The sequence below is a fragment of the Cellulosimicrobium sp. I38E genome, assembly GCF_001647255.1.
GTDB classification, from domain to species: domain Bacteria; phylum Actinomycetota; class Actinomycetes; order Actinomycetales; family Cellulomonadaceae; genus Cellulosimicrobium; species Cellulosimicrobium cellulans_E.
Genome location: NZ_LUAZ01000001.1, coordinates 145632 through 161580 on the forward strand (window position 1 = coordinate 145632; position 15949 = coordinate 161580).

A 15949-nucleotide genomic window follows, 5' to 3' on the forward strand; every position below is an offset into this window, starting at 1 on the left:
CCAATACTCGTAACAGCGAAGCGCTTCGACGATGCGTTTCGACGAAGCGCTTCGACGGACGAGGCGACGGACCGGACCACAGGGGAGTGGTGACGATGGCGACGATGCAGGACGTGGCGCGACGCGCTCAGGTCTCGCTGAGCACGGTCTCCTACGCGCTGTCCGGGACCCGTCCCGTCTCCGACGCCACGCGCCGCCGCATCGAGGACGCGATGGCCGAGCTCGGCTACCAGCCCAACGCGATGGCCCGCGGGCTCGCGTCGCGCCGCAGCCACGTGCTGGCGCTCATCTACCCCGCGATGGAGAAGGGCCTCGGCGGCACGGTCGCCGAGTTCGTCTCGTCCGCCGCGGAGACGGCGCGCGAGAACGGCTACCACCTCGTGCTGTGGCCCTTCCGCACGACCCAGGCCCCGGAGGTCCGCGACCTCGTGCGCCAGGGGATGGCGGACGGCGTCCTGCTCATGGAGGTCGCGCTCGACGACGACCGGGTCGACGTGCTCGACGAGGCCGGGGTCCCGTACACGATGATCGGCCGGACGCGCGACGTCACGGACCGGCCGTCCGTGGACATCGACTTCGAGCGCACGACGGACGACGCGGTCCAGCACCTCGTCGACCTGGGGCACCGGCACGTCGCCCTCGTGAACCACTCGCAGGCGACGGCGGACGACGGCTACGCGCCGACGTTCCGCGCCGAGGAGGGCTTCGAGGCGGCCATGCGTCGCCGCGGGCTCGAACCGATCGCGCTGCGCGTCGACGAGTCCCCGCGCGCGGGCCGCGACGCCGTCGCGACGTTGCTCGAGCGAGAGCCGCGCCTGACGGCCTTCGTCACCATGAACGAGATCGCGACGTTCGGCGTCGTCGCCGAGCTGCAGCAGCGCGGCGTCGCGATCCCCACCGACATGTCGATCCTGTCGATCGTCACGTCGCCCGGCGTCGGGGAGATGAGCAACCCGCCGCTGACCACGATGCACGCGCCCGGGGCCGAGCTCGGCCGACTGGGCGTGCAGAAGCTGCTGTCCCTCGTGGACGGCTCCCGTCCGAGCACGCCGAACGTGCTCATCCCGTGCGTCCTCGAACCCGGCAGCAGCGTCGCCCCCGCGGCCGGCCGGGCCCCGGACGACGACGACCGCGAGCCCGAGGCTCGCTGAACCGACCGGCCGGGCGACGCCCCGGTCACCCTCCGGCTCCAGCGCCGGAACTCGATGAGGAGGACACGCACATGCTGCGATCCCGGAAGATCTCGCTCGTCGCTGCCGTGGCAGCGCTCCCACTCGCCCTGGCGGCGTGCGGGGGCTCCGGCGGCAGCGGCGGGTCCGACGACCAGACCCTGACGATCTGGCACTACGAGAACGAGGACTCCGCCATGGGCCAGGCGTGGGCCAAGGCGATCGAGATCTTCGAGGAGGAGAACCCGGACGTCGACGTCGTCGTCGAGAAGCAGACGTTCGAGCAGATCCAGAAGAACGCCAAGATCGTCCTCACCGGCAACGACGTGCCCGACGTCATGGAGTACAACAAGGGCAACGCGACCGCCGGCCAGCTCGCGGCGCAGGGCCTGCTCACCCCGCTCACCGACGCGGCGACCGAGCGCGGCTGGGACGAGAAGCTCAGCGGCTCGCTCCAGACCACCGCGACCTACGACGACCAGGGCCTCATGGGCTCGGGCGAGTGGTACGGCGTCCCGAACTACGGCGAGTTCGTGCAGGTCTACTACAACAAGGACATGTTCGCCCAGTACGGGCTCGAGGTGCCGACGACGCTCGAGGAGCTCGAGACCGTCATGCAGGCCTTCAAGGACCAGGGCGTGACCCCGCTGGCCGAGGCCGGCGCCGAGTACCCGATGGGCCAGCTCTGGTACGAGCTCGTGCTGGCGAACTCCGAGCGCGACTTCATCGACCAGTACCAGCTCTTCGACGGCGACCCGGACTTCCACGGCCCGGAGATGACGGAGGCGACCGAGAAGCTCGACTCCTGGATCAAGTCCGGGTACGTCGCGTCCGACTCCGCCGCGCTGACCGCCGAGGACATGGGCGTGTCGTTCATCAACGGCACCTACCCGATGATGGTCTCCGGCTCGTGGTGGTTCGGCCGCATCGTCGAGGAGATGGACGCCGACTGGGGCCAGTTCAACTTCCCCGGCAACACGCTCCAGGTCGGCTCGTCCGGCAACCTCTGGGTCGTCCCCGCGAACGCGGACTCGCCCGACCTCGCCGAGGAGTTCATCGACATCACGCTGCGCCCCGAGGTGCAGAACATCCTCGCGGAGAAGGGCGGCCTGCCCGTCGCCGGTGACGCGTCCGTCATCACGGACGAGCGCACGCAGCAGCTCACCGAGAACTTCCAGGCGATCCTCGACGACGACGGCCTCGCGTTCTACCCGGACTGGCCCGTGCCCGGCTACTACGACGTGATCGTCAGCGAGCTCCAGTCGCTCATCAACCAGTCGAAGTCGCCGACCGAGGTGCTCGACGGCCTCGAGTCCGCGTACGTGGACGGCAAGGCGGACCTGCTCGACAGCTGAGCGGACGCACGCGCCCGGCCGGCCGGGGCCGATCCCAGGATCGCCCCGGCCGGCTCGGCCCCCCACCCGAGGACCTCCCGCGAAAGAGACCGTCATGACCACCCGCACCGACACCGTGCCCGAGGCCGGGCCCGGCCCCGCGCGCGAGGCGTCGCGCGCGACCGCGGCGCCCCGCCGCCGTCGCCGGCCCGCCTGGCTCCCGTACCTGCCCTACCTCCTGCCCGGCGCGGTGGCGTTCGTCGTCGTGATCGGCTACCCGTTCGTGATGAACGTCTACTACAGCCTGTTCAAGTGGCGCGGCGGCATGGCGCCGATGCGCTGGTACGGGCTGGGCAACTACGCCGACCTCATGAACGACTCGGCGTTCTGGACCTCGTTCCAGAACTCGATCGCGATGATCCTCGCGATGGTCGTCGCGCCGACCCTCATCGGCCTCGTCCTGGCGGCCGTGCTGTTCGACTACCTCGGCCGCCGGTTCGGCCCGCGCGTCGCGGCGTTCCTGCGCGCCACGTACTACCTGCCGCAGATCCTGCCCGTCGCCGTCGCCGGCGTGCTGTGGAACTGGATCCTCAACGCCCAGACCGGCGCGCTCAACGTGATCCTGCGCGGGATCGGCATCGAGAACCCGCCGAACTGGCTCGGCGACACGACGACCGCGCTGCCGAGCGTCATGCTCGTCCTGATCTGGGTGCAGATCGGCTACCCCGTCGTCATCTTCATGTCCGCGCTCCAGCGCGTGGACCCCGAGCTGTACGAGGCGGCCGAGCTCGACGGCGCGGGCTGGTGGCGCCGCTTCCGGGCCATCACGATCCCGCAGATCCGCCCGGAGACGTTCGTGGTCACGCTCACGTGCACGGTCGCCGCGCTCAAGGTGTTCGGCCCCATCTACGTGCTCACGCGCGGCGGGCCCGAGAGCTCGACGCTCGTCCCGAGCTACTACTCGTACCTCAACTTCTTCGACAAGTCGAAGGTCGGCTACGGCGCCGCGGTGGCGACCGTGCTGACCCTCGTCATCATCGTCGTCGCCGTCGTGATCCTCGCGCTGCAGAGCCGCGCCGAGCGTCGTGAGCAGGAGGGCCGCTGATGTCCACCGTCACCACCACCCCGACCGCGGGCGGCACGCCCGCGGCGCCCGCGCCGTCGTCCGGTTCCCGCCGCCCTCTGCGGGCCACGCGCCAGGACGAGCGCTACCGCCGCGGCGTCGGTCGCTGGTTCGTGCTCGCCGCGGCGATCCTCGTCGCCCTGCTCATGCTGTCGCCGTTCGTCATCATGGTGCTCAACGCGTTCAAGTCGCCGGCCGAGTACTCCCAGGACGGTCCGCTGAGCATCCCGAAGGAGCTCTACCTCGAGGGCGTGCAGAACTTCTGGACGCGGACGAACTTCCCGCAGAAGCTCTGGAACTCCGTCTTCATCTCGGCGCTCGTCGCCGTGTTCGGCACGCTCCTGTCGCTGCTCAGCGCCTACGCGATCGGCGTCGGCCGCATCAAGGGTCGCCTGTGGATCGTCACGCTCTTCCTCGTGGCCAACATGCTGCCGCAGGAGGCGCTCATCTACCCGCTGTTCGACATGGCGCAGAAGGTGGGCCTGTCGAACTCGCAGTGGTCGATCATCATCATCTTCACGGTCATCCAGGCGGCGTTCGGCACGTACCTGCTCGCGTCCGTGCTCGGCACGTTCCCGCCCGCGCTGCTCGAGGCCGCCCAGCTCGACGGCGCCGGCCGCTGGCGCATCCTGTGGCAGGTCGTCTACCCGATCGTCAAGCCCACGCTCGGCGTCCTCATGATCTTCTTCTTCATCTGGACGTGGAACGAGTTCTTCATCCCGCTGGTCATGCTGACGACCAACGACACCCAGACGATCCCCATCGCCCTCGCGTCGCTCCAGGGCGACCGGATGATGGACGCCCCGACGACGAACGCGGGCGCGCTCGTCTCGCTGATCCCCGCGCTGATCTTCTTCCTCATCTTCCAGCGCACGCTCACCCGGGGCGTCACGGCCGGTGCCGTGAAGTGACCGCGGCCCGCGGCCGCCCCCGAGACTCCTGAACGCACCGACGAAGGAAGCACCACCCATGAAGTTCACCGACGGGTACTGGCAGGTCCGGCCCGGCATGCACCCCCTCTACGCGGTCGAGGTCGACGACGTCCGCGCGGACGAGGCGGCCGGCACGCTCACCGTGTACGCGCCGACGGCGAAGATCCGCGGTCGTGGCGACACGCTCAACCGCCCGATGCTCACGACGACGTACTCCTCGCCCGCGCCCGGCGTGATCCGCGTGCGCGTCGAGCACCACCAGGGCGCGGTGCGCCGCGGCCCGGCGTTCCAGGTGACCGGCGAGCCCGGGTTCCGTCCCGAGGTCGAGGTGCACGACGACGTCGCGGTCCTGCGGTCCAAGGACCTCGCGGTGCGCGTGCACCGGGGCGACCGGTGGCGCGTCGACTTCGAGGCGGACGGCGAGGTGCTGACCTCCTCGCTGCCCAAGTCGGTCGGGCACGTCACGGCCGACGACGGCCGCGCCTGGACGCACGAGCAGCTGGCGCTCGAGCCGGGCGAGCTCGTCTACGGCCTGGGGGAGCGGTTCGGCCCGTTCGTCAAGAACGGCCAGGTCGTCGACATCTGGAACGAGGACGGCGGCACGTCGAGCGAGCAGGCGTACAAGTCCGTCCCGCTCTACCTGACGACCAAGGGCTACGGCGTGTTCGTCGAGCACCCGGAGAAGGTCTCGTTCGAGGTCGCCTCGGAGGTGAACACGCGCGTCCAGTTCTCGGTCGAGGGGCAGGCGCTGGAGTACCTGGTCATCCAGGGCCCGACCCCCAAGGACGTGCTGCGCCGGTACACCGCGCTCACCGGCCGCCCCGCGCGCGTCCCGGCGTGGTCGTTCGGGCTGTGGCTCACCACGTCGTTCACGACGAGCTACGACGAGCAGACCGTGCACGGCTTCATCGACGGCATGGCCGAGCGCGACCTGCCGCTGTCGGTGTTCCACTTCGACTGCTTCTGGATGCGCGAGTACCAGTGGGTCGACTTCGAGTGGGACCCGCGCACGTTCCCCGACCCCGAGGGCATGCTGCGCCGCCTGCACGACCGGGGGCTCAAGGTGTGCGTGTGGATCAACCCGTACGTCGCGCAGCGCTCGCCGCTCTTCGCGGAGGCCGCGGAGCAGGGCTTCCTCGTCAAGCGCGAGGACGGGTCCGTGTGGCAGTGGGACCTGTGGCAGGCGGGCATGGGCCTGGTGGACTTCACCAACCCCGACGCGACCGCGTGGTACGTGGGCAAGCTCGAGGGCCTGCTCGACCAGGGCGTCGACTGCTTCAAGACCGACTTCGGCGAGCGGATCCCCGTCGACGGCATCGCGTGGCACGACGGCTCCGACCCGAAGAAGATGCACAACTACTACGCCCAGCTCTACAACGAGGCGGTCTTCCGGCTGCTCGAGCGCACGCGCGGCGAGGGCGAGGCGGTCCTGTTCGCGCGGTCCGCGACGGCGGGCGGGCAGCAGTTCCCCGTGCACTGGGGCGGCGACTGCGACTCGACGTACGCGTCGATGGCCGAGTCGCTGCGCGGCGGCCTGTCGATGTCGATGTCCGGGTTCGGCTACTGGAGCCACGACATGGGCGGCTTCGAGGGCACGCCCGACCCGGGCGTGTTCAAGCGCTGGACGGCGTTCGGCCTCCTCTCGTCGCACTCGCGCCTGCACGGCTCGGGCTCGGTCCGGGTCCCGTGGGCGTTCGACGACGAGGCCGTCGACGTGACGCGCAAGTTCACGCACCTCAAGCTCTCGCTCATGCCGTACCTCGGGCGCGTGGCCGAGGAGGCGCACACCGACGGCGTGCCGATGATGCGCCCGCTCGCGCTCGAGCTGCCGCACGACCGCGCGGGCTTCACCGCGGACACGCAGTACCTGCTGGGCGACGCGCTCCTCGTCGCGCCCGTGTTCCGCGCGGACGGCCGCGTGGAGTACTACGTGCCGGAGGGCACGTGGACGCGCCTCGTCCAGCCCGACGACGGCCCCGCCCTGAGCGAGACCGTCACGGGCCCGCGCTGGGTCACCGAGACCCACGGGTTCGACTCGCTCCCGGTGCTCGTGCGCCCGGGCACCGTCCTCCCGGTGGGCGCCCGCACCGACCGGCCGGACTACGACTGGGCCGACGGCGTCACGCTGCACGCGTTCGAGCTGCCGGAGGGCTACGACGAGCTCGTGGTCGTCCCGCCGTCGGACGGTGCTCCGGGGGCGACGTTCCGCGTGCGCCGGTCGGGCGCGACGCTCACCGTCTCGTCCGACGACGCCGCGGCGGGGTGGTCCGTGCGGGCCGGCTCCGCGGTGGCCGCGGCGCGCGGTGCGACGAGCGTGACGATCGACCTCGGCTGACGACGTATCCTGGGCGAGCATGTCATGGAAGCGCTCCCATGGCATGCTCGCCCTGGCACTTCCCGCGCGTGCCCCGCTCGCACCCGCCGAGACCGCACGAGCACCCACCGACCACCGTCGCGGACCGCGTCGTCCGACGACCGAGCAGCGAGGATCCTCGTGACCACCGACACCACCGCCCCCGACGCCGTCGACGTGCAGGCCGCGCCCGCGCCGTCGGGCCGCCGGACGTTCCCGACCGACTTCCTCTGGGGCTCCGCCACCGCCGCGTACCAGATCGAGGGCGCCGCCGCCGAGGACGGCCGCACGCCGTCCATCTGGGACACCTACTCCCACACCCCGGGCCGCACGCTCAACGGGGACACGGGCGACGTCGCGGACGACCACTACCACCGGTGGCAGGAGGACGTGCAGCACATCGCCGACCTCGGCCTCGGCGCGTACCGCTTCTCGATCTCCTGGTCCCGCGTCCAGCCCGGCGGCACCGGCCCGCTCAACCCCGAGGGCGTCGCCTTCTACTCGCGCCTCGTCGACGCGCTCCTCGAGAAGGGCGTCAAGCCCGTCGTCACGCTCTACCACTGGGACCTCCCGCAGGAGCTCGAGGACGCCGGCGGCTGGGCCAACCGCGACACCGCGCACGCGTTCGCCGAGTACGCCCGCCACATGGCGCGCGAGCTCGGCGACCGGATCGACACGTGGACGACGCTCAACGAGCCCTGGTGCTCCGCCTACCTCGGCTACGGCTCCGGCGTGCACGCGCCCGGCCGCACCGAGCCGGCCGCGGCGCTCGCGGCCGTGCACCACCTCAACCTCGCGCACGGCCTCGCCGTCCAGGCGATCCGTGACGAGCTCGGCGAGGACGCGAGGACGTCCGTCACGCTCAACCTCCACGTCATCCGGCCCGACGACCCGTCGTCCGCGGGCGACCTCGACGCCGTGCGGAAGATCGACGCCCTCGCCAACCGTGCGTTCCTCGCGCCCATGCTCGACGGCGAGTACCCCGCCGACCTGCTCGCCGACACCGCGCACGTGAGCGACTGGTCGTTCGTGCAGGAGGGCGACCTCGAGACGGTGCGCCAGCCGCTGTCGATCCTCGGCGTCAACTACTACTCGACCGTGCGCGTGCGCCACTTCTCCGGCGACGGCGAGCGGTCGGAGAACGACGGCCACGGCGCGTCGAGCCACAGCCCGTGGATCGGCGTCGACGACGTGGAGTTCGTCCAGCAGCCCGGCCCGTACACCGCGATGGGCTGGAACATCGAGCCCGCCGGCATGACCGAGCTGCTCGTGTCCGTGGCGAGGACGTACCCGCACCAGCCGATGATGGTCACCGAGAACGGCGCCGCGTTCGCCGACGAGGTCACGGTCGACGCCGACGGCACCGCCCGCGTGCACGACGACCGCCGCGTCGCGTACCTGCACGACCACGTCGACGCCGTGGGTGCCGCGGTCGACGCGGGCGCCGACGTGCGCGGGTACTTCGCGTGGTCCCTGCTCGACAACTTCGAGTGGGGCTACGGCTACGACCGCCGGTTCGGCATCATCCGCGTCGACTACGACACGCTCGAGCGCACGTGGAAGGACTCCGCGCACTGGTACCGCCGGCTCGCGACGTCGAACACGCTCCCCACGGTGGACGAGACCGCCTGACGAATCTGCTCGTCGCCCGCGCGAGGGCCCGTCCGGTCGCACCGGGTGGGCCCTCGTCGTGCACCGCGGCCCGTGCGGGCGGCCTCCGTCTCGCCCGGACGGGGTGAGGCGCGACCCGGGCGACCTTCCCTAGCCTCGCAGCCATGAGCGATGTCGAGGTCAAGACCAGGACGGGCGGGGTGCTCGCCGCCGCGTGCCTGTCGACGCTGGTCGTCAACGCGAACACGTCGGCGGTGAGCATCCTGCTCCCCGCGATCAGCGAGGACACGGGTACGAGCGTGACGACTCTCCAGTGGGCGGTCACCGGCTACTCCCTGGTCGGGGCCGCCGTGATCGTCACCTCGGGAGCCCTGGGCGACGTGTTCGGTCGCAAGCGGGTGTTCCAGCTCGGGCTCCTGCTCTTCGTCGCGTCCTGCGTGCTCATCGCGCTCGCCCCGTCGGGCGGCATGGTCATCGCCGGGCGCTTCGTCCAGGGTGCGGCCGGGGCGACGATCGTGGCGTGCGGGCTGAGCCTGCTGTCGGTGGCCAACAGCGGCGACGCCCAGCTCCGGGCGGTGTCGTTGTGGGGTGCGGCGTCCGCCGTCGGTGCCGCGGCGGGTCCGCTGCTCGGCGGGGTGCTCGTCAACCTCACCGGGTGGCAGGGCCTCTTCTGGGTCGACGCCGTCGTCGCCGCGGCCTGCGTCGTCCTGACGTACGTCGTCGTGTCCGAGTCGCGCGACCCCGACCGCTCGCGCTCGATCGACTACGCGGGAACCGTGCTCGTCGCGCTCACCCTCGCTCCTCTCATCCTCGCGCTGAGCAAGGGCAGCGACTGGGGGTGGGGCTCGCTCGCGACCCTCGGCAGCCTCGCGGTCGCCGTCGTGGCGGGCTGCCTGTTCGTCGTGGTCGAGCGCCGGGTCGCGGTCCCGCTCCTCGATCTCGCCCTCCTGCGCAACCGCGTGCTCGTCGGCGCGACCGTGGCCATCCTCATCGGCTCCGGCACGATCAACGGGCTCATGTACCTGCTGAGCATCTACTTCCAGGACCCCGCCACCCTGGGCCTCAGCCCCCTCGAGGCGGGGCTCGCGACGCTGCCCGCGACGGCGGGCCTCGTGATCGTCGCACCGCTGGTGCCGAAGCTCGCGGCGAAGGTCGGGGGACGGCAGGTCGTCGGGCTCGGGTTCCTGCTCACCGCCGTCGGGTTCGGCGTCGTCGGCGTCGTCCAGGCCGACTGGCGGTACGGCGCCTTCGTCCTCCCCCTGATCGCGATCGCCGTCGGCATGGGCCTGTCGAACGGGCCGGCGTCCTCCGCCTCCACGGCGTGCGTCTCCGCGAACGAGGTGGGCGCAGCGTCGGGCGTCTCCAACATGGCGCGCTACGTCGGTGCCGCGGTCGCGACGGCGGTCGTGGCCTCGATCTACGCGGCGGTGGTCGCGGACCGCACCGCCGCGGGTGCGACGACCGCCGACGCCCTCGCCTCCGGTCTCGGCACCGCCTCCTGGGTCATGGCCGGGACCAGCGCGCTCGGGGTCGTCATGGCGGTCGTCATGGGACGGCGGTACCGGGCCGAGCGAGGAACGGTGCACGACGCCGCGTCGGCCGCCGCCGCGGTGACGCACACCCTGCCCACGTCGGCCACGCCGGTCGCAGCGAGGGCGACGGACTGACCGTCGCCCTCGCCCTCCCCTCGCCCTCGCCCTCGCCCTCTCCCCGTCCCCGGGACCGTGCCGGCCCCGGCGCGGGGTCAGCCCTTGACCGTGTCGTCGAGGTGCAGACCGTCCACGAGGTCCTGGAACCCGGCGAGCTCGTCCGGGCAGTAGATCTGGATGATGAGGAGCTGTCCCTCGACGACGCGGTTGTCCGCGACGACGGGCCGGATGCCCGGGCCCGCGGCCCCGTTGACGAGCTGACCCAGGAGGGTCGCCCGGCCCAGCGCGCTACCGGGGTCCTCGCACGTGGCTCCGCCGTCGTCCCCGAGGACCCGCACGACCTGGTCCACCTGCGGTGTCGGCGCGCCCGCGGCGGCGAGCGCGGTGAGGAGCTGCTCCGCCTTCTGCTCGGCCTCCGTCGTCGTCTCCCGCTCGCCACGTACCAGCAGCGCGACGACGACGAGCGCGACGACCACGACGGCCGCGACGACGTAGATGGTCCGGCGCTCGCGGCGCGGCTGCCGTTCCGTGACCTCGCTCATGGTGCGCTCGCCTCCTTCTCCTGCGTCGTCGCGTCCGGGAGCCTCCACGACGGCTTGCGCAACCGGTAGAACAGGTACGGCACCAGGAGGCCCAGGCCGAGGGCCCCGCCGGCGACGATGACGAGGTACGAGCCGGGGCTCCCCGACCCGAACTGCGACGGCGGGATGAACCCGACCAGCAGCGCGGCGAGCGACGCGACGAAGCCGACCCCGCACAGCGCCCCGAGCATCGGTGCGCGGTACCCGCGTGCGTGGTCGGGCTGCTGGCGGCGCAGGCGGATCGCCGCGACGAACATGAGCAGGTACATGATCAGGTACACCTGGGTCGTGATGACCGAGAAGATCCAGTACGCGCTCGAGACGCTCGGGATGAGCGCGTAGCCGAGCGCGATCACCGTGGTGACGACGCCCTGCGTGACGAGGATGTTCTGCTGGACGCCGTTCTTGTTGAGCTTCTGGAGGAACGGCGGGAGGTAGCCCTCCTGGCGCGAGATGAGCAGGAGGCCCTTGGACGGCCCGGCCAACCACGTGAGCATGCCGGCGACGGACGCCGTCACGAGCATGATCCCGATGATCGGCGTGAGCCACTGCGAGCCGAAGTAGGCGAACACGGCGTCGAAGGCCTGCATGATGCCCGCGGTCAGCGAGAGCTGCTCGGCCGGGACGACCCAGCTGATCGCGAGCGCGGGGAGGATGAAGATCAGCAGCACCATGCCCATGGCGAGGAAGATCGAGCGCGGGAACTCGCGTGCGGGGTTGCGCAGCGACCCGACGTGCACCGCGTTCATCTCCATGCCGGAGTACGACAGGAAGTTGTTGACGATCAGCACGAGGCTCGACAGGCCGGCCCAGGCGGGCAGCAGGTGCTCGGCGTCCATCGGCGCGGCGGACGCGTTGCCCTGGCCGAGGAACACGACGCCGAGCGTCACCAGGATCACGCCCGGGATGAGCGTGCCGATGATGAGCCCGCCGCTCGCGAGCCCCGCCACGCCCTTGGTGCCGCGCGACGAGACCCACACGCCGGACCAGTAGACGACGACGATGACGATCGCCGTCCACACGCCGCTGCTCGCGAGGCTCGGGTTGATGACGTAGGCCAGCGTGCTCGCGACGAACCCGAGCAGGCTCGGGTAGTAGAAGATCGTCATCGCGAACTGGCACCACACCGCGAGGAAGCCCATCGGCTTCGAGATCCCCTCGGACACCCACTTGTAGACGCCGCCGCTCCAGCCGGAGGCCAGCTCGGCGGAGACGAGCGACGTGGGAAGGAGGAACACCACGGCGGGCAGGAGGTAGAGGAAGACGCACGCCAGCCCGTAGACGGCCATCGTGGGCGCGGCGCGCAGGCTCGCGACGGAGCTCGTCGTCATCATCGCGAGGGCGATCCACGAGATGTAGTTGCTCGCCGGGATGGCGGCGCGCGCCCGGGACGACGTGGCGGGTACCGCCGGCCCCTCGGCGGCGTCTGCCGCGCTCATGTCGCCCGCTCCTCGTCGCTGCGGTGCACTGCTGCGTGCTCTGGGTGCATCTCGACCGCCTCCTCGGCGCAGTCGTGGACGTCCGACGAGCCGATCGTCCACCGGGGCAGCGCGCGGGCGTATCACCTGCACCGGGTGACTTGGCGGTCGGGCGACACCGGGCGAAGCGCCCGAGCCGGGTGCGGGCACGGCGGCAGGGACCGGGCATGGCGTACGACACGCCGACGGCACGACACGCCGAGAGGATCACGAGATTCTGAGTCCGTATTGGGCTGTTTGTCGTGCAGGTTCGGGCGCCCCGCACGACTCCGTGCCGGCGTCCCGCAGAGGTGTCGGCGCGTCGCACAGGGTGTGGACCGACGCCGTCCCCATCCTGTGGACGGCTCGTCGCGGGGCGCGAGAACGAGCCGTTCCGGACACCTCCGGCGGTGGACGACGGGCTGTGGACGACGCCCTCCAGGGGCGTGTCAGAGGGGGGTGGGACCATGGATCCATGGCTCTTACCACATGCCGACGGGTGAAGTTCGACCACGACATCTAGTGCGGTGGCACGGTGTCGACCACTAGGTATAGTGGTTGCACACCCAGGGGGCCGGAGGCCTTCTGGCGAATCACACAGACGTAGTTCCACCGGTGTCCTTCGAGGTCAGAGACGTTTCTCCCTCCCCGAGGACCGATCCCGGACAGAGCGCGAGAGACGAGGAGTCACCCCATGAGCGTCACGGTCTACAGCAAGCCGGCTTGCGTTCAGTGCGACGCGACGTACCGCGCTCTGGACAAGAAGGGCATCGAGTACTCCGTCGTGGACATCAGCCAGGACGCCGAGGCGCTCGAGCTCGTGCGCGGGCTCGGCTATCTGCAGGCGCCCGTGGTCGTCGCCGGGGACGAGCACTGGTCCGGGTTCCGTCCCGACCAGATCAACGCCCTCGCGCAGAAGGTCTCGCCGGTCGTCGCCTGACCGGCCTCCCGGGGCGCCGCGAGGCGCCCCGACCACGTACGGAAGCAGGCGGAGCAGGGCAGGACGGAGGTGCGTCCCCGTGGGGTCGCTCGTGTACTTCTCCAGCGTCAGCGAGAACACGCACCGGTTCGTCCAGCGGCTCGACCTGCCGGCCCTCGGCATGGACGTGCAGCGCATCCCGCTGCGTCCGACCGAGGGCTTCCTGCGCGTCGAGGAGCCGTACGTGCTCATGGTCCCGACCTACGGGGGCGGCAACGAGGGCGGTGCCGTCCCGCGCCAGGTCGTGAAGTTCCTCAACGACGTGCACAACCGGTCGTTGATCCGCGGCGTCATCGCCGCGGGCAACACCAACTTCGGCGAGGCCTACTGCATCGCCGGCGACATCATCTCCGCGAAGTGCCAGGTGCCCTACCTGTACGCCTTCGAACTCCTGGGAACAGCCGAGGACGCCGTGCGCGTCCGCGACGGATTGGGACGATTTTGGCAACGACAGTCACGGATTCCGGCGTGAACTCCGCGAGCGCAGTGGCGGGTGACGTCGAGCTCGCGCCCCAGCAGGTGCCGCTGGCGAGCACCCAGCTCGACTACCACGCGCTCAACGCGATGCTGAACCTCTACGGCCCGAACGGCGAGATCCAGTTCGACAAGGACCGCGAGGCCGCGCGCGCGTACTTCCTCCAGCACGTCAACCAGAACACGGTCTTCTTCCACGACCTGCAGGAGAAGCTCGACTACCTCGTCGAGAACAAGTACTACGACCCGGCCGTCCTGGCGAAGTACGACCGCGCGTTCGTGAAGTCCCTCTTCGAGTTCGCGTACGCCAAGAAGTTCCGGTTCGAGACGTTCCTCGGCGCGTTCAAGTACTACACGTCGTACACGCTCAAGACGTTCGACGGGAAGCGGTACCTGGAGCGCTTCGAGGACCGCGTGTGCATGGTCGCGCTCGGCCTCGCGGACGGGAACGAGCAGGCCGCGCTCGACATCGTCGAGGAGGTCATCTCGGGCCGCTTCCAGCCCGCGACCCCGACGTTCCTCAACGTCGGCAAGGCGCAGCGCGGCGAGCCCGTGTCCTGCTTCCTGCTGCGCATCGAGGACAACATGGAGTCCATCGCGCGCGGCATCAACTCCGCGCTGCAGCTCTCCAAGCGCGGCGGCGGCGTCGCCCTGCTCCTGTCGAACATCCGCGAGCACGGCGCGCCGATCAAGCACATCGAGAACCAGTCGTCGGGCGTCATCCCCGTGATGAAGCTGCTCGAGGACTCGTTCTCCTACGCGAACCAGCTCGGCGCGCGCCAGGGTGCCGGCGCCGTGTACCTGCACGCGCACCACCCGGACATCCTGCGGTTCCTCGACACCAAGCGCGAGAACGCGGACGAGAAGATCCGCATCAAGACGCTCTCGCTGGGCGTCGTGATCCCGGACATCACGTTCGAGCTCGCCAAGAAGAACGAGGACATGTACCTCTTCTCGCCGTACGACGTCGAGCGCGTCTACGGCAAGCCGTTCGCCGACATCTCGGTCACCGAGAAGTACGACGAGATGGTCGACGACTCGCGCATCCGCAAGACGAAGATCAAGGCGCGCGACTTCTTCCAGACGATCGCCGAGCTCCAGTTCGAGTCCGGCTACCCGTACATCATGTTCGAGGACACGGTGAACAAGGCGAACCCGATCAAGGGCCGCATCACCCACTCGAACCTGTGCTCGGAGATCCTCCAGGTCTCGACGCCGTCGACGTTCAACGAGGACCTCTCGTACGACCACGTCGGCCGCGACATCTCCTGCAACCTCGGCTCGCTGAACATCGCGAAGACGATGGACTCGCCCGACTTCGCCAAGACGATCGACACCGCGATCCGCGCGCTCACCGCGGTCTCGGACCAGACGAGCATCGAGTCGGTGCCGTCGATCAAGCGCGCGAACGAGGCGGGCCACGCCATCGGCCTCGGCCAGATGAACCTCCACGGCTACCTCGCGCGCGAGCGGATCCACTACGGCTCCACCGAGGGCGTCGACTTCACCAACATCTACTTCTACACGGTCGCCTACCACGCGATCGCGGCGTCGAACCGCCTCGCGATCGAGCGCGGGCGCGCGTTCGGCGGCTTCGAGGACTCGAAGTACGCGTCGGGGGAGTACTTCGACAAGTACACCGACCAGGTGTGGGAGCCGGAGACCGAGCGCGTGCGCCAGCTCTTCGCCGACGCCGGCGTGCACGTGCCGACGCAGGACGACTGGAAGGCCCTCAAGGCCTCGGTCATGGAGCACGGGATCTACAACCAGAACCTCCAGGCCGTCCCGCCGACCGGCTCGATCTCCTACATCAACAACTCGACGTCCTCCATCCACCCGGTGCCGTCGAAGATCGAGATCCGCAAGGAGGGCAAGATCGGGCGCGTCTACTACCCGGCGCCCTACCTGACGAACGACAACCTCGAGTACTACGAGGACGCGTACGAGATCGGCTACGAGAAGATCATCGACACGTACGCCGCCGCGACGCAGCACGTCGACCAGGGCCTGAGCCTCACGCTGTTCTTCAAGGACACGGTCACGACGCGCGACGTCAACCGCGCGCAGATCTACGCGTGGCGCAAGGGCATCAAGACGCTCTACTACATCCGTCTCCGCCAGATGGCCCTGGAGGGCACGGAGGTGGAGGGCTGCGTCAGCTGCATGCTGTAGTCGCCTGAGGCAACCATCGGTTGCCTCGATGCCCGACGCCGTCGGCCACGTCCCCGAGAGGCGTGGCCGACGGCGCAGGGTCCGGTCCCACGAAGTCGTCCCGGTCGGTCCGGGG

At 70.2% G+C, this 15949-nt stretch carries 12 protein-coding genes; 10 read left to right on the forward strand and 2 right to left on the reverse strand.

What is annotated here, in order from left to right; all coding sequences use genetic code 11:
• Window positions 1–95: 95 nt before the first annotated feature.
• The 7 genes from A0J59_RS00635 (at window position 96) to A0J59_RS00665 (ending at window position 10189) form a co-directional block, all read left to right on the forward strand.
• Window positions 96–1151, forward strand: coding sequence for a LacI family DNA-binding transcriptional regulator (locus tag A0J59_RS00635; RefSeq protein WP_064314928.1), 1056 nt, complete (start codon window positions 96–98; stop codon window positions 1149–1151).
• Between the two features lie 71 nt (window positions 1152–1222).
• The gene (locus tag A0J59_RS00640) at window positions 1223–2524 is read left to right on the forward strand and encodes an ABC transporter substrate-binding protein (protein WP_064314884.1); all 1302 of its coding nucleotides are present in this window, start codon (window positions 1223–1225) and stop codon (window positions 2522–2524) included.
• A gap of 94 nt (window positions 2525–2618) precedes the next feature.
• A complete protein-coding gene (locus tag A0J59_RS00645) occupies window positions 2619–3608 on the forward strand; it encodes a carbohydrate ABC transporter permease (protein ID WP_082918619.1) in 990 nt (329 codons plus the stop codon).
• Window positions 3608–4537, forward strand: a complete 930-nt coding sequence (locus A0J59_RS00650) for a carbohydrate ABC transporter permease (RefSeq protein ID WP_082141220.1) — start codon at window positions 3608–3610, stop codon at window positions 4535–4537. Before A0J59_RS00645 ends, A0J59_RS00650 begins: the two co-directional genes overlap by 1 nt.
• A gap of 58 nt (window positions 4538–4595) precedes the next feature.
• Entirely contained in the window at window positions 4596–6893 is a 2298-nt protein-coding gene (yicI, locus tag A0J59_RS00655) for an alpha-xylosidase (RefSeq protein WP_064314885.1), read from the forward strand.
• A 195-nt stretch (window positions 6894–7088) separates the two neighbouring features.
• A complete protein-coding gene (locus A0J59_RS00660) occupies window positions 7089–8543 on the forward strand; it encodes a GH1 family beta-glucosidase (protein ID WP_064314929.1) in 1455 nt (484 codons plus the stop codon).
• Window positions 8544–8686: 143 nt separating this feature from the next.
• Window positions 8687–10189, forward strand: coding sequence for an MFS transporter (locus A0J59_RS00665; RefSeq protein ID WP_064314886.1), 1503 nt, complete (start codon window positions 8687–8689; stop codon window positions 10187–10189).
• 77 nt (window positions 10190–10266) lie between these two features.
• Here A0J59_RS00665 and A0J59_RS00670 read toward each other — a convergent pair whose 3' ends face one another.
• Window positions 10267–10713, reverse strand: coding sequence for a hypothetical protein (locus A0J59_RS00670; RefSeq protein WP_064314887.1), 447 nt, complete (start codon window positions 10711–10713; stop codon window positions 10267–10269).
• Window positions 10710–12191, reverse strand: coding sequence for an APC family permease (locus A0J59_RS00675; RefSeq protein WP_047232912.1), 1482 nt, complete (start codon window positions 12189–12191; stop codon window positions 10710–10712). The genes A0J59_RS00670 and A0J59_RS00675 overlap by 4 nt, the downstream gene beginning before the upstream one ends.
• 712 nt (window positions 12192–12903) lie before the next feature.
• Here A0J59_RS00675 and nrdH point away from each other — a divergent pair.
• The 3 genes from nrdH (at window position 12904) to nrdE (ending at window position 15834) form a co-directional block, all read left to right on the forward strand.
• A complete protein-coding gene (gene nrdH, locus A0J59_RS00680; RefSeq protein ID WP_047232913.1) occupies window positions 12904–13149 on the forward strand; it encodes a glutaredoxin-like protein NrdH in 246 nt (81 codons plus the stop codon).
• Window positions 13150–13228: 79 nt separating this feature from the next.
• Window positions 13229–13660 (forward strand): class Ib ribonucleoside-diphosphate reductase assembly flavoprotein NrdI, encoded by a 432-nt coding sequence (gene nrdI, locus A0J59_RS00685; RefSeq protein ID WP_064314888.1) that lies wholly within the window; start codon window positions 13229–13231, stop codon window positions 13658–13660.
• Window positions 13630–15834: a class 1b ribonucleoside-diphosphate reductase subunit alpha gene (nrdE, locus tag A0J59_RS00690; protein WP_369799733.1), complete on the forward strand. Its 2205-nt coding sequence runs from the start codon at window positions 13630–13632 to the stop codon at window positions 15832–15834. Before nrdI ends, nrdE begins: the two co-directional genes overlap by 31 nt.
• Window positions 15835–15949: the final 115 nt, after the last annotated feature.